The sequence below is a fragment of the Coprococcus comes ATCC 27758 genome (genome assembly GCF_025149785.1).
Lineage (GTDB): Bacteria > Bacillota > Clostridia > Lachnospirales > Lachnospiraceae > Allocoprococcus > Allocoprococcus comes.
In genome coordinates, this window is sequence record NZ_CP102277.1 from 725,407 (window position 1) to 747,228 (window position 21,822).

The window sequence follows — 21,822 nt, forward strand, 5'->3', positions numbered from 1 at the left end:
AACTGCATACAAAAATAAATCAATTCTCAAATAGAGAAAGACATCCGAGGTGATCATCACCGCAAGGTAATGATTAACTTACATCTTCGAGAAAACGAAGTAAAAAAACGACCTGAAATACCAACGCATGCAACGCTATGCATGTGTAACCGGATCCCATTCCCGTGGGAGAAGGGAGTTGGTTATGCTAGAAAGAGCGCAGGGTGGATGCCTTGGCACTAAGAGCCGATGAAAGACGTGATAAGCTGCGAAAAGCTTCGGGGAGGAGCAAATATCCGATGATCCGGAGATATCTGAATGGGGAAACCCGGCTGGACAGACTCCAGTCATCCATACGCCAATCCATAACGTATGGAAGGGAACCCGGTGAACTGAAACATCTAAGTAGCCGGAGGAAGAGAAAACAACAAGTGATTCTGTGAGTAGCGGCGAGCGAAAACGGAAGAGCCCAAACCGGAATGCGTGCATTCCGGGGTTCGGACCGCGTAATTGATCTGATAAGTTTAGCAGAATGGTTTTGGGAAAGCCAGCCAGAGAGGGTGAAAGCCCCGTAAGCGAAAGACGAGTCAGCAAGGCGGGATCCAGAGTACCACGAGACACGAGAAACCTTGTGGGAATGAGCGGGGACCACCCCGTAAGGCTAAATACTCCTTAGTGACCGATAGCGCATAGTACTGTGAAGGAAAGGTGAAAAGGACCCCGGGAGGGGAGTGAAAGAGAACCTGAAACCCTGTGTTTACAAGCTGTGGAACATCTATATATGATGAACCGCGTACTTTTTGTAGAACGGTCCGGCGAGTTACGCCATCTGGCGAGGTTAAGTTCTTAAGGAATGGAGCCGAAGTGAAAACAAGTCTTAATAGGGCGTTAAGTCAGATGGAGTAGACCCGAAACCGGGTGATCTATCCATGTCCAGGATGAAGTTGCCGTAAAAGGCAATGGAGGTCCGAACCCACATCCGTTGAAAAGGGTGGGGATGAGGTGTGGATAGGGGAGAAATTCCAATCGAACCCGGAGATAGCTGGTTCTCCTCGAAATAGCTTTAGGGCTAGCCTCATGAGAGTCTTTTGGAGGTAGAGCACTGAATTCCCGCGGGGGCGTCAAAGCTTACCAAAGGATATCAAACTCCGAATGCCAGTAAGATGATTCATGGGAGTCAGACTGCACGAGATAAGTTGGGCAGTCAAAAGGGAAAGAGCCCAGACCTGCAGCTAAGGTCCCAAAATGTGTGTTAAGTGGAAAAGGATGTGGGATTTCAAAGACAACCAGGATGTTGGCTTAGAAGCAGCCATACATTAAAAGAGTGCGTAATAGCTCACTGGTCGAGAGGTCCTGCGCCGAAAATGTCCGGGGCTGAAACACACTACCGAAGCTCAGGAATTAACGTAGTTAATTGGTAGAGGAGCATTCTTAAAGGGAAGAAGCAGTACCGGAAGGAGCTGTGGACTTTTAAGAAGAGAGAATGCCGGAATGAGTAGCGAGAGGAAGGTGAGAATCCTTCCGGCCGAATACCCAAGGTTTCCAGAGTAAAGCTGATCTGCTCTGGGTAAGTCGGGGCCTAAGGTGAGGTCGAAAGACGTAGCCGATGGACAACAGGTTGAAATTCCTGTACTGCAGTATAACAGAACTGTGGGGACGCAGAGGGAGAGCACTAGCGGGAATGGAATCCCGCGGCAAGCGAGGTAGGAGTAGAGTTGGCAAATCCGCTCTATAATCCGAAGACGTGATGCATACCGAACTGAAGTAGGGAAATGTGTGAGCCAGCTGCCAAGAAAAGCCGCTATTGTTTGTACTGTACCCGTACCGTAAACCGACACAGGTAGGTGAGGAGAGAATCCTAAGGCCGACGGGAGAAGCATTGTTAAGGAACTCGGCAAAATGACTCCGTAACTTCGGGAGAAGGAGTGCCAGTGAGAGCTGGCCGCAGAGAATTGGCCCAAGCAACTGTTTAGCAAAAACACAGGTCTATGCAAAACCGTAAGGTGAAGTATATGGGCTGACGCCTGCCCGGTGCTGGAAGGTTAAGGGGAGAGGTTAGCGCAAGCGAAGCTTTGAACTTAAGCCCCAGTAAACGGCGGCCGTAACTATAACGGTCCTAAGGTAGCGAAATTCCTTGTCGGGTAAGTTCCGACCCGCACGAAAGGCGTAATGATTTGGGCACTGTCTCAACAATGCACCCGGTGAAATTGAAATACCAGTGAAGATGCTGGTTACCTGCGCCAGGACGGAAAGACCCCATGGAGCTTTACTCCAGCTTGATACTGGGATTCGATATTGTATGTACAGGATAGGTGGGAGGCGAAGAAGCATTGACGCCAGTTGATGCGGAGCCGCTGTTGGGATACCACCCTTGCAGTATTGGATTTCTAACCAGCAGCCGTGACCCGGCTGGGGGACAATGTCAGGTGGGGAGTTTGACTGGGGCGGTCGCCTCCGAAAGGGTATCGGAGGCGCTCAAAGGTTCCCTCAGAATGGTTGGAAACCATTCGAAGAGTGCAAAGGCAGAAGGGAGCTTGACTGCGACACCGACGGGTGGAGCAGGTACGAAAGTAGGACTTAGTGATCCGGTGGTATAAAGTGGGATTGCCATCGCTCAACGGATAAAAGCTACCCTGGGGATAACAGGCTTATCACTCCCAAGAGTTCACATCGACGGAGTGGTTTGGCACCTCGATGTCGGCTCATCGCATCCTGGGGCTGAAGTAGGTCCCAAGGGTTGGGCTGTTCGCCCATTAAAGCGGTACGCGAGCTGGGTTCAGAACGTCGTGAGACAGTTCGGTCCCTATCCGGCGTGGGCGTAGGATATTTGAGAGGAGCTGGCCTTAGTACGAGAGGACCGGGCTGGACTGACCGCTGGTGTATCTGTTGTTCCGCCAGGAGCATGGCAGAGTAGCCAAGTCAGGAAGGGATAAACGCTGAAGGCATCTAAGCGTGAAGCCCCCCTCAAGATGAGATATCCCAACGTAAGTTGTAAGACCCCTTGAAGACGACAAGGTAGATAGGGCAGAGGTGGAAGTGCAGTAATGCATGGAGCTGACTGTTACTAATCGGTCGAGGGCATAACCAAGAAGGTAGGACAGGGTAAGGAAGAATGGATGGAGTAAAGATTTAAATTTGTATGTGGTTTTGAAGGTACATGTAGAAAGTAAGGGAGCTGTAGACCGTAAGGGTTTGCAGTTTTTTTATTGCATAGCAAAATCCGTAGGAACTTCCTGTTAAATAAAAGGCACTACTAACCCAGGCACATTCTTTATTATTACATATTAAATAATAAAAATAGAATGCACAGTCTGAACTGCAGCATTCTTTTTCTATTATTGTTTAAGTCTGTTCTGATTACGCCAGTCTCTTGGCGATATTCCATAAATATTTTTAAATGCTCTGGAAAAATGTAATTGGTTGGGATAACCGACTGCATTTCCTACATCTTTAATGGAAAGCTTTGTCAGTTTTAATAATTCAGCAGCTTTAATCATTCTATAATTCAACAAAAATTCCTGAGGAGATTTTCCAATTCCGTCTTTGAAAATTTTTCCGAAATAACTGCGGTTTAATCCGCATACAGCAGCGATGTTTTCGACAGAAATATCGTTTTGGAAATTCTGCTCTATATAAGATAGGGCTTCATGGATATAAAAATCCTGAAGACGGCTGATTTTCGATGTCTGCATGATGGAAGTAGAACGAATAAGAGCATCAATTGCAAGATAGAGATGCCCGATCAGGTGAAATGGTGTAGCGTCTCCGTGACTTGCAATATAGAGAAGTTCTTCTTTCAGTATTTCACGCAGATCCTTAGAAGTAGCTTTATAAATCGGATTATCCAAACTAAGTCCGGAAAGTTCAATGGTTTCCTTTGCACGTAGTCCGTCAAATTCAATCCATGTATATTCCCATGGGAGTTTTTCATCAGAGATATAAGTATTGATCTGACCGGGGAAAATCATAAAGCCCTGGCCACTTTTTACGTGATAGGTCTGTGTTACACCGTGAGAATCATTTGCCATTAAAATTCCGGTGCCGGAGATAATGTAGTGAAAAAGAAAATGATTACGGACGGCAGGACCAAAACTATGCGCCGGTTCACATTGTTCGTAACCAAACTGATACAATCCAAGATCGACAAAATTCTCGCTTGGAAATACTGAAAACATAAGTTCTTTCATAATAATTCCTTTCTCATAGGTGCTCTGCCGTGAAAAAATGATGTTTAGCAGATGTTAAGTCAGTTGATATATATATTTATTCTACTGATTTAATAAATAGATTGCAACTAAAATATACCAAAATGCTATGCATTTAGCAAAAAAGAAGAAAATAATAGCATTTTGGAATAAAAATTCAAATAAAATGATATTTATAGTCGCATAATGGTATGTTATTATACAACTATAAAGAAAGCACTTGATATATCGAGCGGTAACTAAAAATGAATATACCTGTGAGGAAGGAGAAAAAATGAGAAGGAAAAGAGCAGCAATTGTTTTGGGAATGTCCTGTATTCTGATGGCATCAGCAGTATTACAGGGATGTCAGCAAAATCCAAAAAGCGGAAAAGTGGAAATTGAACTTGTTCAGTACAAACCGGAGGCGGTAGATATATTTGAACAGCTTGAAAAAGAATTTAATGAAACACATGATGATATCCATTTGAAAATTTCTTCCCCAAATGATGCGACAACAATTTTGAAAACACGTTTTATCAGAGAAGATTATCCGGATATTATCGGAATCGGAGGAGATATCAATTATTCGTATTTTGTTGATTCAGGAATACTGGCTGACCTTTCAGATTATGAAGGACTTGGTGAGGTAAAACCTGCTTATCTGGATATTATTGAAGGATTGGAGTTTGTTCCGACAGAAGGAACATATGGGCTTCCGTATGTGGCAAATGCGGCAGGAGTGCTCTATAACAAAGATATGTTTGCAGAGCATGGATGGGAGATTCCGCAGACCTGGGATGAATTTATTTCTCTTTGCGAGGAGATTCAGAATGAAGGAATCCATCCACTTTATTTTGGATATAAAGATACCTGGACCTGCCTTGCACCTTGGAATGCCCTTGCAGTCGGACTTGCACCATCCGATGTTTGTCAGCAGGTGAATAAGGGAGAAACAACCTTCTCCAAAGAATATCCGCAAGTGGCAGAAAAAATGCTTGAATTGTTAAATTATGGTGAAGATGGACCGTTTGGATACGGATACAACGATGCATGTACTGCATTTGCAAATGGTGAATCAGCGATGTATACAATCGGAAGCTATGCAATTCCGCAGATCAAATCTGTAAATCCGGATATGAATATCGGATCCTTTGTTATGCCGGCTAATGATTCTGAAGAGGACAATGTATTAAATTCAGGAGTAGACCTTCAGTTCTGCGTGATGGATGCATGTAAAAATAAAGAAGCGGCATATGAAGTACTTGATTTCCTGATGGATCATGATAGTATCCAGTCATACTTAGATGCACAGAATGCGGTGCCTTGTAAAGACGAAGATTTTGCATTAGCTCCGGAACTGGAAGATATGAAACCATATATTCAGGATAACCGTATGGCGGATTACCAGGATCACTATTATCCGTCAGAAATGGCAGTCGATGCACAAATCCAGACATTTCTCATAAACCAGGATGTTGACGCATTCCTGAAAAAATTTGACAAAGACTGGATCAGATATAACAGGGATATCATTCGTATGATGGAAGATTATGAAGCAGGCAAGTAGGAGGGATACAGATCATGAATAAATTGAAAAGGATGAATGGCAGAGAGCGGACATTTTTACTGATTACGATACCGATACTTGCGTTGTTTTTCTGCTTTAATACGCTGCCACTTATTAAAGGTGTTATTTATAGTTTTACAAATTTTCGAGGATATGGCGAGTTTGACTGGGTAGGTATTCGGAATTATACAGACTTATTTACTGATGCAAGAGTCGGGAAATCCTACCTGTTTACATTCAAGCTTGCAATTGTTGCAACAATAGTTGTAAATGTGTTAAGTCTTGTTTTAGCTCTTGGATTAAACAGTAAAATTAAATTTAAAAGTGCACTCAGAGGAATGTATTTCGTTCCAAATATTTTAGGAGCACTTGTAGTGGGCTATATTTTCAATTACTTTTTCACTTATATTCTTCCGGCAGTTGTAAAAATGATGGGCGGAAAAGGTGACAGTATCCTGGCAAGCTCAAAATGGGCATGGGTTGCGATCGTAATTGTATGTGCATGGCAGTCTGTTGCAATGAATACGATTATTTATATTTCCGGACTTCAGACGGTACCGGAGGATGTATACGAAGCAGGTTCTCTTGATGGAGCGACCGGATGGAAAAAATTCAAGAATCTGACATTTCCACTGATCCTTCCATTCTTTACCATCAATATGGTACTTTGTATGAAGAATTTTCTGATGGTATTTGATCAGATCATGGCTCTTACCAAAGGAGGTCCGGCGCAGAGTACAGAATCAATTTCATTTTTGATTTATAACAATGGTATGGCCGGAGGACAGTTTGGGTTCCAGAGTGCCAATGCAGTTGTGTTCTTTGTAGTGATCGTTGTGATCTCTGTATTACAGATGAACTTTTTGGGAAATAAGGAGGAACAGTTATAATGAAAGTAAAGGTGAAAGAAAGAGTAAACTGGCCAATCACAATTTTATTGATTCTGGGTCTTGTAACCGTTATTTTTCCTCTTTATCTTACAGTTGTGATTGCATTTAAGAAACCGTCGGAAATGACAAACAGTATTTCCGGAATCTTATCACTGCCAAAAAGCTGGAGCTTTTCTAACTTTGCAGAAGCAATGCGTGTAACAGATTTCTGGCATTCACTGGGCAACAGTGTGCTGATAACGATTGTAACGGTAGTTCTTTCCATTCTGATTCATTCTATGATCGGTTATGTGATCGGAAGAAGTAAAAGTACCAGTAAATTTTACAAAGTAGCCTATCTTTATATTGTAAGCGGTATGTTTGTTCCATTTGCAATTTTGATGATGCCACTTGTGAAGCAGACAGCACAGATGAGAATTGACAATATTTTCGGTGTTATTTTGTGTTATCTTGTATTTTATATGCCGATGAATGTGCTCTTATACTCCGGTTATCTGAAAAATATTCCGATGGCACTGGAAGAGGCTGCACATGTAGACGGGGCAACAACCTGGAAAACTTACTGGAGCGTTATTTTCCCAATCATGAAACCGATGCATGCAACAGTAGCGGTACTTACAGCACTTGGTACATGGAATGATGTTATGACACCACTTGTAATTCTGGCAGGTAGTGATGTGAACACACTGCCACTTGCACAGATGACATTCCAGACACAATTTGGAACCAATTATAATCTTGCATTTGCATCCTATTTACTGGCACTGCTTCCGATTTTGATTTTCTATCTGATCTGTCAGAAACAGATTCTGAACGGTGTTGTAAATGGCGCAGTAAAATAAATTTGACAGAAGCTTAAGGAGAAGAATATGGGAATCATATACAACGAGAAAGCAAAAACATTTACATTACATACCCAAAATACAACGTATCAGATGCAAATTGATGCATATGGATTTTTACTGCATTTATATTATGGAAGAAAGACAGATGGAGTTATGGACTATCTTCTGACCTATGCAGACCGTGGCTTCTCAGGAAATCCGCAGGATACAGGAAATGACAGAACATATTCCCTTGATGTGCTGCCGCAGGAATTTCCATGCCGCCTGACAGGAGATTTCAGGAGTCCGGTGCTTGATCTTGTAAATGCAGATGGTTCTTTTGGATGCGATCTTAGATATCAGGGATATGAGATTTGTGATGGAAAATACAATTTGAAGGGACTTCCGGCAGTTTATGCTGCTGAAGAGGAAGCCCAGACTCTGATCATTTATATGAAAGATCAGGTGACAGGATTACAGGTAGAATTACTTTATGGAGTTCTTCCGGAGTATGATGTGATCACAAGAAGTGCAAAAGTGATCAATACAGAAGAAGATAAAATCAGACTGACAAAAGCACAGGCAGCCTGTATTGATTTCCTTCACGGTGAGTTTGATGTGATTTCATTTTACGGCCGCCATGCGATGGAAAGAAATATGCAAAGAACATCGGTAGGACATGGAGCTTTTGTAATTGGAAGCCGCAGAGGAACATCCAGCCATCAGTACAATCCGATGCTGATACTGGCAGAAAAAGAAACGACAGAAGATGCCGGTATCTGTTATGGAATGTCTTTTGTATACAGCGGAGGATTTAAAGCAGAAGTAGAAAAGGATCAGTTCGGGCAGACAAGAATGCAGATGGGACTGCAGGAAGAACAGTTTTCTTATCCACTGAAAAAAGGAGAGGAATTTGTGATCCCTGAAGTTATTTTAACTTGCAGCAATCAGGGACTTGAAAAGCTTTCCCAGAATCTGCAGAGATGTATCCGTAAAAATCTGTGTCGCGGAAAATATAAAGAAAAAGTAAGACCGGTACTGATCAACAGTTGGGAAGCATGCTATTTTGATTTTACGGGAGAAGATATCTATCATCTTGCCGAGCAGGCAAAGGATCTGGGAATCGATATGGTTGTACTGGACGATGGATGGTTTGGAAGTCGAAATGATGACAACAGTGGACTTGGCGACTGGAAGGTTAATGAAAAAAAGCTGCAGGGAAGTCTTGGTGACCTGATCAGCAGGATCAATGCGTTAGGTGTTAAATTCGGGCTCTGGTTTGAGCCGGAGATGGTAAATGAAGACAGTGATCTTTACCGTGAACATCCGGACTGGGCAATTCAGATTCCGGGAAGAAAACCGGTAAAAGGAAGAAACCAGCTGCTCCTTGATTTTTCGAGAAAAGAAGTTGTGGATGCTGTTTATGAGCAGATGTGTCAGGTGCTCGATCAGGGAAATATCGAATATGTAAAATGGGATATGAACCGAAGTATGGCAGAAGTATATTCTATGACAGCAGAAGAACAGGGCAGTGTGCAGTATGACTACATGCTTGGACTTTATGATTTCCTGGAGCGTATTATAAGCCGCTATCCAGACCTTCTGATCGAAGGCTGCAGTGGTGGTGGAGGTCGTTTTGACGCGGGAATGCTGTATTATACACCACAGATCTGGTGCAGTGACAATACCGATGCAGTGGATCGTGTAAGGATCCAATACGGAACATCCTTTGGGTATCCGGTATCTGCAGTTGGATCTCACGTATCTGCAGTTCCGAATCATCAGACAGGAAGAAAGACATCACTCCATACAAGAGGTGTCTGTGCCATGGCAGGAACCTTCGGCTATGAATTGGATCCGGCGAAAATGACAGATGAAGAGCGCAGAGAGATCAGGGAACAGATAGTAGAATACAAAAAATATGCACAGCTTGTACAAAATGGACTTTACTATCGACTGAGTAATCCATTCGCAGAAGAAATCGGTGCATGGGAATTTGCATCAGAAGATGGGAAAGAAGTACTTGTAAATGTAGTTATGCTTGAAATCCATGGAAACATGACAGTAAATTATGTAAAAATGAAAGGTCTGTGTGCCGGACAATTCTATAAAGATTCAAATACTGGAAAAATTTATCCGGCAGAGGCGCTGATGGAAGTTGGAATTCCGATGCCGCTTGAATTTGGTGAGTACAAAGCATATCAGATTTATCTGGAAATGGTCGAGTAAAAATGAGAAAAACAAATGATATTTTTGAAAAGAGACTGGCGAAGCATATGGATGAGCTTCGCTGGCTCTATATGGAATTATATGATAATGAAGCAATGTTTGCAGAACTCTGTGAACAGATGCAGAATTACTATCATGCAAGAAATACGAAACTTCGAAAGAGAGATCTGGAGAAGGAAAAGGATCAGGCGTGGTATCGAAAAAAAAACATGCTGGGAATGATGCTGTATATTGATAATTTCGCCGGAAATTTAAGAGGAGTCAAAGGAAAGCTTAAGTATCTGGAAGAATGTGGTGTAAACTGTGTTCATCTGATGCCGTTTCTCGATTCGCCAAAGGGAAGATCCGATGGAGGCTATGCGGTTGCGGATTTCAGAAAAGTAAAGCCGGAACTTGGAACCATAGAAGACCTTGCAGATCTGGCTGAAGCCTGCCACGAAAAAGACATGAATCTGTGTATGGATTTTGTAATGAACCATACTTCCGAAGATCATGAATGGGCACAGAAGGCAAGAATGGGTGAAGGCGAATATATGAGCCGGTATTTTTTCTGTGACAATGAAAACTATGTCAGAGAATATGAGAAAACAGTGCCACAGGTATTTCCGGAAACTGCACCGGGGAATTTCACCTGGCTTCCTGAAATCGGACACTACGTGTTGACTACCTTTTATCCTTACCAGTGGGATCTGAATTATAAGAATCCGAGGGTGTTTAACGAAATGATGTATAATTTCCTTTTCCTGGTCAATCAGGGGATTGACATTCTGCGGATCGATGCAGTTCCTTATATCTGGAAGGAAATGGGGACAAGCTGCAGAAATCTTCCACAGGTACACACGATAGTCAGGATGATGCGTATGATCGGGGAGATTGTGTGTCCGTCGGTTGTATTATTAGGGGAAGTCGTGATGGAACCGGAAAAAGTAGTTCCTTATTTTGGTACCATAGAAAAGCCGGAATGTCATATGCTTTATAATGTAACCATGATGGCTACTACATGGAATACGGTTGCGACGAGAGATACCAGACTTTTACGGATGCAGCTTGATATTATGAACAACCTTCCGAAAGAGTATACTTTCTTAAATTACCTCAGATGTCATGATGATATTGGATGGGGATTGGATTTCCAGACTCTTTCTGGTTGGGGAATGCAGGAAGTCCCACACAAAAGATATCTGAATGACTTCTTCACGGGAAAGATCGCAGAAAGTGTGAGCCGCGGGGAACTTTATAATGAAGATCCGATAACAGGAGATGCCAGATTCTGTGCAACGACAGCTTCCATGTGTGGAATTGAAAGTGCCGGATTTGAACAAAATGAAGAAAAGAAAAAAAGAGCAGTCAGATTTGATCTGATGCTGCATGCATATATGATGGTGCAATCCGGAATTCCAATGCTTTACAGTGGAGATGAGATTGGTCAGGTAAATGATTATACTTATAAAAATGATCCGGAAAAACGGGTTGATTCCAGGTATATCCACAGAGGAAAATTTGACTGGAAGCTGGCAGGCGGACGAAAGAGAAAAGGAACGGTACAAAAAGAACTGTTTGATGGAATTGGAAAACTTAGATCCATCCGAAGTAAGGAAAAAGTATTTGACGCATCGGCAAATGTCTGGACGCTTGATACCTGGGAAAATGGAATCCTTGGAGTTGTGCGGGAACTGGAGGGCGAGCAGATGACAGCACTTTTTAATTTCGCAGAAGAGGACCGGACAGCCTGGATCGAAGAAGAGGGAGAGTATATGGATTTATATACCGGTAAAAAAGTCAGCCTTCAGGCAATAAAAATGGAAGGCCATTCCTTTGTATTAGCAAAGAAATGCTAAAGTAAGATAGAAAAAGAGCAGGTAAGAAATTTTATCCTTTCTTACCTGCTTTTTTTACTTTATTGGTTTTCCTGCATATCTTTCAGCATCTGGATAAGTTCCAAATCCTTTTCGGTAACACGGAAATTAGTGGTATAATTCCGTCCTTCCGGAGATTTGACGGAGATTTCGATGATGCTGTCTTTGCGGCATGCATCTCCTTTTACTGCATGAATAAAAGGCATAAATTTAGGATGCTGCTGTTGAAAAGTGGAAAATGCGGATTTCAGTTTTGCAAGCATTCCAAGCTGTTGAAAGTTAAGCGCCATAAAATACTCCTTTATAATTCAATATATCCATTGAACCCTCCAAGGGTGTAATATGCTTTTTTATCTTCTGGTTTCAGATAAATGGAGAGAGCTTCCGGATTTTCTACAGCGTGTCCCTTTGCATTGCAGTCAGCGATCACACGTTCTGTGATAGCGGCTACAGTATATTCTGCACTCTGGTACTGAACATAAAATGCAGGATTTTTGGCAGGAACTTCTACTGGTACTTTGACTTCTTTTACAACTTCTTTTATCTCTACAACAGGAGTTGCTGTAGCCGGTGCTGATGATGTAGCTGTAGCAGTTACTGCTGATTCAAGTGTTCTTTTCTGTTTTTTCTTATCGATTCTTTTATTCATTATTATTACCCCTTTTTCAAATTGTACAACATCTATTATATTACTTTTATATGGAGAAGTCAAAATGGTATTTATCACAGATATTTTGCAGAAAATGAAAAAGGGTTGCGCATAATGGTGAAATATGAGTATAATGAGTATCGTGTAATTGGAGTATAACCGGGAGGAAAAGGTAGAATGAATAGAGCAGCATTATTTTTTGATATTGATGGGACCGTACTCAGTGAGATTACAAAAGAGATTCCCGCAAGTACGGTAGATGCACTTAAAAGGGCACACGACGCAGGACATTTTTTATTTATCAATACAGGAAGAACATACTGCAGTGTTCCGGTGGAACTGAAAAAACTTCCATTTGATGGATATTTGTGTGGATGTGGGATTTATTTTACATTTGATGAAGAAATTATTTTTGAAAAGCATCTGGATCCGGAGAGGGGCGATGAGATCGCTGATTATATGACAAAATGTCAGATTGATGGGATTTTTGAGGGAGCAGAAGATGTGTATTTCACTTCAAGAGTTTCAAGATTTGACAGATTGGAAAATACAAAAAAACACATGAATAACCGTGGACTTGGAATCGAGCGTTATATGGAGCAGAGAAGATGTCCATATGATAAAATCTTTATTTATACGGATGAAAAAAGTGATGTAAAAGCATTTTTTGAATTTATCAAAGATGATATGGAAGTAATCGACCGTGGAAGTAATACGTTTGAATGTATCCTCAAGGGCTATACAAAAGGAACTGCGATTGACTGGGTACTGGAGCATTTTGGAATGACGAGAGATCAGTCATATGCATTTGGAGACAGCAGCAATGATCTGGCAATGTTCCGGCATGCCGGGCATGCGATTGCGATGGGCGCGCATGACCAGGTGCTGGAACCTTATACAGAATTTGTTACAAAGACCGTTGAAGAAGATGGAATTGCTTATGCGATGAAGAAATATGGACTGATCGATTAGAGAATCCTTCGATAAAGTGACAGAGAAAAATTCCTAAGATGCAGTAGCTTTTATAAGGTCATCAAGAGAAGCAAAATGATAACCCATTTCTTCCCATTTGGTGAGAAGTTCATCTAAGATTTCAGCGTTTGTAGAGGATGTACTGTGGAGTAAAACGATGGCACCGGGATGGATCCTCCCAAGCAGCTTTTCAAAAGCCTCTTCGTGGGATGGCTGGCTATCCTGATACCAGTCGACGTAGGCGAGACTCCAGAAGAAGGTATGATAGCCAAGATCCTGTGCCATTTTCAGGTTGGCTTCGCTGTATTTGCCTTGTGGTGGACGATAAAATCTGGAAATTTCCTGTCCGGTGATCTGCTGATACAGTTTTTCAACTGTCTGGATTTCTTCAGAAAAGGATTCCATTGTAGAAATCTGTGACATGTCTTTGTGATGCCAGGTGTGGTTGCCGATGGTGTTACCGGCAGCGAGGATCTGTTTGATAAGTTCTGGATTGCTTTCCAGAAGTGTGCCGACGACGAAGAACGTTGCCGGAGCCTGATGTTTCGTAAGAGCTTCCAGAATAGCCGGTGTATTTCCATTTTCATAACCGGCATCGAAAGTAAGGTAGATTACCTTTTCGCCGGTGTCCTGTGCGTAAAAGGCATCAAATTTTTTCAACTCGTCAAATGTGGCATTGCCGACAGGGGGATCCCCATCCGTTTGGAAGCTGAGTCCCCAGTTGCCTTCAGAAGAGGTGGGAACAGCGGCTGGAAAGAAATGATCATGCAGAAATGCAGCGCCGGTTCCCACAAAGAAAGCCGCAAGGAAAAGAAAACAGATCCGTATAATATTTTTTGATTTTAATCTGGAAAACATAAAAGGAACTCCGATCGGATAGAAAACAGGTGATTGATAAAATATATGTGGAAATGGAAGGAAAAGAACCGAAATAGATAAAATAGCGGTCAGAAAATAAAGTGGACAAAAAGTAATAAAAGTGATCAAAAAATAAAAAAAAGGCTTGCATTTTTTCTGAGATGTGATATCATATTATTTGTCTTTAAGACGCGGGTGTAGTTCAATGGTAGAACACCAGCCTTCCAAGCTGGATACGTGGGTTCGATTCCCATCACCCGCTTTTGTTATGCGTAAAAAGAAGAGAGAATGTAAGGAAAATTTTGTTTGACTTTTTGAAAAAGAGGAAATATAATTACAAGAAACGAGTAGCAAGTAAGCGTAAATCCAGTTTACCAGCTACTCGTTTTCATTTTGCAAAAATCAATATCGCCATGAAAAAGTGTGTAGCGTGTCAGCGTAAGTCCAGCTTATATGACAAGGTGCGCACTTTTTTTGTGCCAAAAAGAAAGGAGTTTAAAAAATGGCGGAAAGCAACAAGATGAAGGAGATGCCGGTAAATAAGCTGATGGTCCAGATGGGAATCCCGATGATCCTATCTATGGCATTGCAGGCAGTCTATAACATTGTAGACAGTGCATTTGTAGGAAATATGAGAGTAGGCAGTGAGGCAGCATTAAATGCATTGACTTTGGTATTCCCGGTTCAGATGCTTATGGTCGCAGTAGGAATCGGAACGGGTGTCGGAACCAATGCACTTCTGGCAAGGACACTTGGTCAAGGGAATAGTAAAAAAGCAGCAAAGGTAGCAGGAAACAGTCTGTTTCTTGGAGTGATCATTTATGTGGTCTGCTTACTGTTTGGTATCTTTGGGGTGAAAGCATATATTTCATCACAGACAGTAGATACAGAAGTATTGGAGATGGGAGTCAGCTATCTGAGGATATGCTGCGTAATCTCTTTTGGTATTATTTTCTTTTCTTTATTTGAAAAGTTATTACAGGCAACAGGTCGTTCTCTTTATTCCACAATTGGTCAGGTGGTTGGAGCCGTTGTAAATATTATCCTTGATCCGATCATGATTTATGGTATTGGTCCTTGCCCGGAAATGGGAGTGAAAGGTGCAGCTTATGCAACTGTAATTGGTCAGGTAGCATCCGCAGTATTATTGCTTATCTTTCATATCAAATTCAATAAGGAATTCGAGCATGGGGCAAAATACATGAAGCCGGATGGCGGAATTATCAAAGAAATCTATAAAATCGGACTTCCGGCAATCATTGCACAGGCATTGATGTCCATTATGGTTTATGTGATGAATCTGATCCTGAAGTTCAATCCAGCAGCACAGACAGCCTATGGATTATTTTATAAAGTTCAGCAGTTTGTACTGTTTCTCGCTTTTGGTCTGCGAGATGCGATCACCCCGATCATTGCATTTGCTTATGGAATGAGAAGTAAAAAGAGAATTCAGGATGGAATCAAATATGGTCTGATCTATATAATTGTGTTAATGATTCTGGGAATTACAATCACAGAGATTTTCCCCGGAGTATTTGCAACGCTGTTTAATGCGGGACAGTCAAGAGAATATTTTATTGAAGCAATGAGAATAATCTCAGTCAGCTTTTTGTTTGCAGGCATCAATATTGCTTATCAGGGTATTTATCAGGCACTGAATGGTGGTATAGAGTCCCTTGTTATTTCGCTTTTGAGACAGCTCATTATTATACTGCCGCTGGCCGGAATTTTTTCTATGTTTGTCAGAAATGGACAGATGGGCATTTCATTAATCTGGTGGTCATTTCCGATTACTGAAATAGTTTCATGTTTTGCAGGTTATGTATTTTTAAAGAGAATCAGAAAAAATAAAGTAGATGTTTTGAATTAAGGAGGAATCAGAGATGGCGAAAAGAATTATTACAATCAGTAGAGAATTTGGAAGCGGTGGACGTTTCATCGGAGAAAAAGTAGCGAAGAAACTTGGGATTGCTTATTATGATAAAAATATTATTAATGACATTGCAGAGAAGTCCGGTTTGTCACCGGAGTATGTTCAGAAAAATGCAGAATTATCTCCGAAAAAAGGATTATTTGCATATGCATTTGCCGGACGTGATATTACAGGAAAATCAGTAGAAGACATGGTGTATGAGGCACAGAGAAAGGTTATCTTAGAACTGGCTGATAAGGAATCTTGTGTGATTATCGGAAGAAATGCAGACTATATTCTGAAGGATAGGGACGATGTGCTGAATGTATTTATCTATGGGGATATGCCGGAAAAAACAAAGCGAATTATGGGGTTATATAATGTAGAAGAAAAGGAAGCTGTCAAAATGATGGCAGATACAGATAAAAGGCGTATGACGAATTATAATTTTTATACGGATCAGAAATGGGGAAAAACGAGCAATTATACGCTGTGTCTGAACAGCTCACAGCTTGGATATGACAGATGTGAAGCGATAATTATTGAGTGTGCAAAATAAAAATTTGCTTACATTTTTCAAAAAATAAAGTATAATTAGTATTGTAAAACCAAGTACGATTTACATGAAAATTAGGGATCATTTCATTCAAATTTACTGAGTGAAGGATCCCTTTTTCTATGTGACGTATCTTTAAATTGAAAGAGATGTAGTTATAATGAAAAGAATTAAAGCAGCTTGTATCACTTAGACATTGCTTTTTCAAATCATGATGGAGAAACGACAGAGTATGCAAAAAAAAGCGATTGTACAGGAGTGTGAAAAGTATAAAGCACAGTTAGAAAAGAGTGGAACAAAGTACAAAATTTTGTCAGAAAATATGATATTGCTGGAGAAGTGTAGTAAGAAAATCAGACGAATATATTTTTCCGAAGATTTGTCGTAAAAATGTGGTCAAATCAAGAAAATCGAGTGCGAAAGCAAGTGAAAAATCCCTGGGAAGCTGAGAGATACGCCATGCACAGCTCGGGAAAGAATTTCCTCGTTGCCGGGCTGTCGCCCTATAAAATAGCAAAAATAGACGCCTTTGCAAGTTCGTTCACAAAATCTTCACAAAATAATTAGCACTCACCTATTGACAGTGCTAATAACGCGTGCTATAGTACAGATAGAACAAAGGAAGGGGAACGAAAAGAAAGGTTCGCCAGAAAGTGTTCCGAACGTATTATGAGTGTTTGAAAGGAGACAGGACTTATGTTAATGCCTAGTATTTTTAATAATAATTTATTTGATGATGATTGGTTTGGATTTCCGTTTTACGGATATGCAGATAAAGCAGAGAACAGAGCAGAAAAGAAGCTCTATGGACATCATGCGAATAATCTGATGAAGACAGATATCAAGGAAATGAAAGATGGATATGAACTTGAGATTGATCTTCCAGGGTTCAAGAAAGATGAAGTTACTGCAGAATTGAAAGATGGTTATCTGACAGTCAGTGCAGCGAAAGGTCTTGATCAGGATGAACAGGAGAAAGAAACCGGCAGGTATATCCGCCGTGAACGTTACGCAGGAGCATGTCAGAGAAGTTACTATGTTGGTGAAGATATCACAGAAGAAGATATCAAAGCAGAATTTAAACATGGTATTCTGAAACTTTTTGTTCCGAAAAAAGAAGCAAAACCAGCGGTAGAAGAGAAGAAATATATCACAATTGAAGGTTAATATAGAAGATAAATTTCCCCCGGAGAGCAATCTCCGGGGTGTTTTACAGGCAGGAGGTGACAGAACATGGCAGCAAAGCGGGATTACTACGAGGTGCTCGGAGTAGCAAAGAATGCAGATGAGAAGACAATCAAAAAAGCTTACCGGAAGCTGGCGAAGAAGTATCATCCGGATACCAATGCCGGAAATCCGGATGCAGAAAAGAAATTCAAAGAAGTAACAGAAGCTTATTCGGTACTGAGTGATCCGGAAAAGAAGAAGATGTACGATCAGTTCGGACACGCTGCATTTGACCAGTCTGCAGGAGGAAGCTATCAGGGCAGTGGATTTGGAAATGGTTTCCAGGGATTCAAAAGTGGTCCTGGAGGATATCAGGAGTATCATTTTACAGGAAATGCAGATGATATTTTCGGAGATATGTTTAAAGATATATTCCATGGAAGCAGCAGTAAAAGCACAGATGGTTTCGGAGGTCATGGGTTTCACAGAAGCAGTTTCTATGACGATGGATCCGGATTTGGTGGCTTCGGAGGATTTGGTAACCACGGGTCAGCAGGCTTTGATCAGAAAGGACAGGATCTGAATGCCAGTGTATCTGTTACATTTGATGAGGCAGCATTTGGATGTGATAAAAGAATTACTCTGCAGGATCAGAGCGGAAAGGCGCAGACACTTGAGGTGCATATTCCGGCAGGAATTGACAGCGGAAAGAGCATAAGACTTCGTGGAAAAGGAATGCCGGGAACCGGAAAAGGCGGGGCAGGAGATCTTCTTCTGAAAGTAACTGTTCAGCCGAAAGCCGGATATGAACGAAAAGGTATGGATGTTTATACAACGGTCAGCATTCCTTATACAACTGCTGTGTTTGGTGGAGAAGCAAGGGTGCATACCCTGTATGGTGATGTGATGTGTAAGATCAAAGAAGGAACACAGTCAGGAAGCAAGATTCGTTTAAGAGGAAAAGGAATCGTTTCCATGAAGGATGCAAATGTCCATGGTGATCAGTATGTAACGGTACAAATTCAGGTTCCGAGACATTTAAATGCAGAAGCAAGACAGAAACTGATGGAATATAAGAAAGCCGCTGCCGGAGGAAGATAAAGGATCCGGGGCGTTTCATATAGATGGGACTCATAAAATGAGTTCGATGATTTGACAGGGAAGTAAAAATTTATATAGATTTAGCACTCGACTATTGACAGTGCTAATAACAAGTGCTATAGTTCGAGTAGAACAAAGATAGCAAGGCAAAGGAGGGACTCATGTTATGAATATCAATAAATTTACACAAAGTTCTATGGCAGCAGTACAGAACCTTGAAAAGATTGCGGCAGATTATGGCAACCAGGAAATTGAACAGGAACATCTTCTGTATTCTTTGCTTACAATAGATGACAGCCTGATTCTCAAGCTGATTGAGAAGATGGGCATTACAAAAGAGACGATGATGAACCGTGTGGAAGAGCTTTTACGGAAGCGTCCGAAGGTACAGGGCGGTCAGATGTATATTGGTCAGAATCTGAATAATGTGCTGATCCATGGCGAGGATGAGGCAAAGCAGATGGGTGATGAATATGTATCGGTTGAGCATCTGTTCCTCGCACTTCTGAAATATGCGAACCGTGAGATCAAAGGTATGATGAAGGAACTTGGAATCACAAGGGAAAGTTTCCTTCAGGTACTTTCTTCGGTAAGAGGTAATCAGCGAGTAACCAGTGATAATCCGGAAGCTACTTATGATACCTTGAACAAATACGGGGAAGATCTGGTAGAAAAAGCCAGGGAGCAGAAGCTGGATCCGGTCATCGGACGTGATGCAGAGATCCGGAATGTGATCCGTATCCTGTCACGTAAGACAAAGAACAACCCGGTTCTGATCGGTGAACCTGGTGTAGGTAAGACAGCAGCAGTAGAAGGTCTGGCACAGCGTATTGTGCGTGGTGATGTACCGGAAGCTTTGAAAGATAAAAAAGTATTTGCACTGGATATGGGAGCACTGGTTGCAGGTGCCAAGTATCGTGGTGAATTTGAAGAGCGTCTGAAAGCAGTTCTGGAAGAAGTCAAGAACAGTGATGGAAACATCATCCTGTTTATCGATGAGCTGCATACCATTGTAGGTGCCGGAAAGTCAGACGGTGCAATGGACGCCGGAAATATGTTAAAACCAATGCTTGCCCGTGGTGAGCTGCATTGTATTGGTGCGACAACTCTGGATGAGTATCGCCAGTATATCGAAAAGGATGCCGCTCTGGAACGTCGTTTCCAGCCGGTTATGGTGGATGAGCCTTCAGTTGAGGATGCCATTTCTATCCTTCGTGGATTGAAAGAGCGTTATGAAGTATTCCATGGTGTCAAGATCACAGACAGCGCACTGGTTGCGGCGGTTACTTTGAGTAACCGTTATATTTCAGACCGTTTCCTTCCGGATAAGGCAATCGACCTGGTTGATGAAGCATGTGCATCCATTAAGACAGAGCTGGATTCTATGCCGACAGAGTTGGATGAACTGAACCGTAAGATCATGCAGCTGGAGATTGAAGAAGCTGCTTTGAAGAAAGAGGATGACCGACTGAGCAAGGAAAGACTGCAGAAACTGCAGGAAGAACTTGCCGAAGAACGGGAAAAATTCGCAAAGCAGAAAGCACAGTGGGATAACGAAAAACATTCTGTTGAACATGTACAGAAGATCCGTGAGCAGATTGAACAGCTGAACCGTGAAATCGAAGCAGCTCAGAGGAGCTATGATCTGAACAAGGCAGCAGAGCTTCAGTACGGACGTCTTCCACAGTTGCAGAAACAGCTGGAAGAAGAGGAAGCAAAGGTAAAAGATGAAGATCTGTCACTGGTTCATGAAAGTGTTACCGATGATGAGATTGCTAAGATCATTTCCCGCTGGACTGGTATTCCGGTTGCAAAATTAAACGAAAGCGAGAGAAGCAAGACACTGCACCTTGCAGATGAACTTCACAAACGTGTCATCGGACAGGACGAAGGCGTTACGAAAGTAACCGATGCAATCATCCGTTCCAAAGCAGGAATCAAAGATCCGACTAAGCCGATTGGTTCCTTCCTCTTTCTTGGACCTACAGGTGTAGGTAAGACAGAGCTTGCAAAAGCACTTGCCGAGAATCTGTTTGATGATGAGAACAATATGGTGCGTATCGATATGAGTGAGTACATGGAGAAATATTCTGTGTCCCGTCTGATCGGAGCGCCTCCGGGATATGTCGGATATGATGAGGGCGGTCAGCTTACGGAAGCCGTTCGCAGAAAACCGTATTCCGTAGTGCTTTTCGATGAAGTAGAAAAAGCACATCCGGATGTATTTAACGTACTTCTGCAGGTACTGGATGACGGACGTATCACGGACTCGCAGGGACGTACCGTTGATTTCAAGAATACGATCCTGATCATGACATCGAACATCGGATCTTCTTATCTGCTGGATGGTATCGATGAAAATGGCGATATCAAACCAGAGGCAGAGGAGATGGTCATGAATGATCTGAGAGCACATTTCAGACCGGAATTTCTGAACCGTCTGGATGAGACGATTATGTTCCGTCCGCTGACGAAAGATAATGTCTACTCTATCATCAGCCTGCTTGTCAATGATATCAATAAACGGCTTGCAGATAAAGAACTGAGGATCGAGCTTACCGAAGCAGCCAAACAGCTTGTAGTGGAAGGCGGATATGATCCGACCTATGGTGCAAGACCATTGAAGAGATATCTTCAGAAGAATGTTGAAACCGAGGCAGCTAAACTGATTCTGGAAGGAAATGTTGGCAGCGGAGATACGATCCTGATCGATAATGTGGATGGAAAACTTACTGCAAGGATCAAGCAGCACTTAAGAGAAGTATAAGAAATGTGACATATAAAGAATCTGCAATCGGCAGATCATCGAATCCGATCATGGTGACATCATCAGGCGCAGGACGGTTTATAACCGCTTGCGCCTGTATTCGTTTGGAGTTATACCAAACTGTTTTTTGAAGGCAGTCTGAAAGTGGTTCTTGCCTGAAAAACACAAAAAAGTGCTGATTGTACTGATCGGTTTATTCGTGAACTGAAGCAGACGCCGTCCCTCCTCGGGCTTACACCGGAGAATAAAATGGCTTCTTCAATCACATAATCGCGATACAAAGCTTTCGATTGAAGAAATAGCCCTGG

Annotated in this window: 16 protein-coding genes, 1 tRNA gene and 1 rRNA gene; 13 read left to right on the plus strand and 5 right to left on the minus strand. The window is 42.0% G+C overall.

Going from position 1 to position 21,822, the window contains the following annotated elements:
- Positions 1–180: 180 nt before the first annotated feature.
- A 23S ribosomal RNA gene (locus NQ556_RS03820) occupies positions 181–3,067 on the plus strand.
- 247 nt (positions 3,068–3,314) lie between these two features.
- On the opposite strand, the gene NQ556_RS03825 is transcribed toward NQ556_RS03820, so the two are convergent.
- Positions 3,315–4,166: an AraC family transcriptional regulator gene (locus tag NQ556_RS03825; RefSeq protein WP_008370897.1), complete on the minus strand. Its 852-nt coding sequence runs from the start codon at positions 4,164–4,166 to the stop codon at positions 3,315–3,317.
- A 292-nt stretch (positions 4,167–4,458) separates the two neighbouring features.
- Here NQ556_RS03825 and NQ556_RS03830 point away from each other — a divergent pair, with 292 nt between their 5' ends.
- Genes NQ556_RS03830 through NQ556_RS03850 form a run of 5 tightly spaced genes read left to right on the plus strand, consistent with a single transcriptional unit; the run spans position 4,459 to position 11,514 of the window.
- On the plus strand, positions 4,459–5,733 hold the full coding sequence (locus tag NQ556_RS03830; RefSeq protein WP_008370895.1) for an ABC transporter substrate-binding protein: 1,275 nt from the start codon (positions 4,459–4,461) through the stop codon (positions 5,731–5,733).
- Between the two features lie 14 nt (positions 5,734–5,747).
- On the plus strand, positions 5,748–6,623 hold the full coding sequence (locus NQ556_RS03835; RefSeq protein WP_008370893.1) for a carbohydrate ABC transporter permease: 876 nt from the start codon (positions 5,748–5,750) through the stop codon (positions 6,621–6,623).
- A complete protein-coding gene (locus tag NQ556_RS03840; protein WP_008370890.1) occupies positions 6,623–7,465 on the plus strand; it encodes a carbohydrate ABC transporter permease in 843 nt (280 codons plus the stop codon). The genes NQ556_RS03835 and NQ556_RS03840 overlap by 1 nt, the downstream gene beginning before the upstream one ends.
- Before the next feature lie 27 nt (positions 7,466–7,492).
- Positions 7,493–9,676 (plus strand): alpha-galactosidase, encoded by a 2,184-nt coding sequence (locus NQ556_RS03845; protein WP_008370888.1) that lies wholly within the window; start codon positions 7,493–7,495, stop codon positions 9,674–9,676.
- Positions 9,677–9,678: 2 nt separating this feature from the next.
- Positions 9,679–11,514, plus strand: coding sequence for an alpha-amylase family protein (locus NQ556_RS03850; RefSeq protein WP_204575837.1), 1,836 nt, complete (start codon positions 9,679–9,681; stop codon positions 11,512–11,514).
- 59 nt (positions 11,515–11,573) lie between these two features.
- Here the strand turns inward: NQ556_RS03850 and NQ556_RS03855 are convergent, their stop codons facing one another.
- The gene (locus NQ556_RS03855) at positions 11,574–11,822 is read right to left on the minus strand and encodes a hypothetical protein (protein ID WP_008370883.1); all 249 of its coding nucleotides are present in this window, start codon (positions 11,820–11,822) and stop codon (positions 11,574–11,576) included.
- An 11-nt stretch (positions 11,823–11,833) separates the two neighbouring features.
- Positions 11,834–12,181, minus strand: coding sequence for a DUF6465 family protein (locus NQ556_RS03860; RefSeq protein ID WP_022219870.1), 348 nt, complete (start codon positions 12,179–12,181; stop codon positions 11,834–11,836).
- Between the two features lie 177 nt (positions 12,182–12,358).
- On the opposite strand from NQ556_RS03860, the gene NQ556_RS03865 reads away from it, so the two are divergent.
- Positions 12,359–13,153, plus strand: a complete 795-nt coding sequence (locus tag NQ556_RS03865) for a Cof-type HAD-IIB family hydrolase (protein ID WP_008370879.1) — start codon at positions 12,359–12,361, stop codon at positions 13,151–13,153.
- A gap of 33 nt (positions 13,154–13,186) precedes the next feature.
- On the opposite strand, the gene NQ556_RS03870 is transcribed toward NQ556_RS03865, so the two are convergent.
- Positions 13,187–14,011 carry a polysaccharide deacetylase family protein gene (locus tag NQ556_RS03870; protein WP_044998702.1) on the minus strand — a complete coding sequence of 275 codons (825 nt, stop codon included), beginning with the start codon at positions 14,009–14,011 and terminating at the stop codon, positions 13,187–13,189.
- A 191-nt stretch (positions 14,012–14,202) separates the two neighbouring features.
- On the opposite strand from NQ556_RS03870, the gene NQ556_RS03875 reads away from it, so the two are divergent.
- The 6 genes from NQ556_RS03875 (at position 14,203) to clpB (ending at position 21,514) form a co-directional block, all read left to right on the plus strand.
- A tRNA-Gly gene (locus NQ556_RS03875) sits at positions 14,203–14,273 on the plus strand.
- Between the two features lie 240 nt (positions 14,274–14,513).
- Positions 14,514–15,881 (plus strand): MATE family efflux transporter, encoded by a 1,368-nt coding sequence (locus NQ556_RS03880; protein ID WP_008370873.1) that lies wholly within the window; start codon positions 14,514–14,516, stop codon positions 15,879–15,881.
- Between the two features lie 13 nt (positions 15,882–15,894).
- Positions 15,895–16,482 (plus strand): cytidylate kinase-like family protein, encoded by a 588-nt coding sequence (locus tag NQ556_RS03885; RefSeq protein ID WP_022219921.1) that lies wholly within the window; start codon positions 15,895–15,897, stop codon positions 16,480–16,482.
- A 693-nt stretch (positions 16,483–17,175) separates the two neighbouring features.
- Positions 17,176–17,646, plus strand: a complete 471-nt coding sequence (locus NQ556_RS03890) for an Hsp20/alpha crystallin family protein (protein WP_008370865.1) — start codon at positions 17,176–17,178, stop codon at positions 17,644–17,646.
- Between the two features lie 66 nt (positions 17,647–17,712).
- Positions 17,713–18,747, plus strand: coding sequence for a DnaJ C-terminal domain-containing protein (locus NQ556_RS03895; protein ID WP_022219920.1), 1,035 nt, complete (start codon positions 17,713–17,715; stop codon positions 18,745–18,747).
- A 166-nt stretch (positions 18,748–18,913) separates the two neighbouring features.
- Positions 18,914–21,514 carry an ATP-dependent chaperone ClpB gene (gene clpB / locus NQ556_RS03900; RefSeq protein WP_008370859.1) on the plus strand — a complete coding sequence of 867 codons (2,601 nt, stop codon included), beginning with the start codon at positions 18,914–18,916 and terminating at the stop codon, positions 21,512–21,514.
- Positions 21,515–21,592: 78 nt separating this feature from the next.
- Here clpB and NQ556_RS16645 read toward each other — a convergent pair whose 3' ends face one another.
- Complete coding sequence (locus NQ556_RS16645; RefSeq protein WP_173685758.1) at positions 21,593–21,760, minus strand: helix-turn-helix domain-containing protein; 168 nt, start codon at positions 21,758–21,760, stop codon at positions 21,593–21,595.
- Positions 21,761–21,822: the final 62 nt, after the last annotated feature.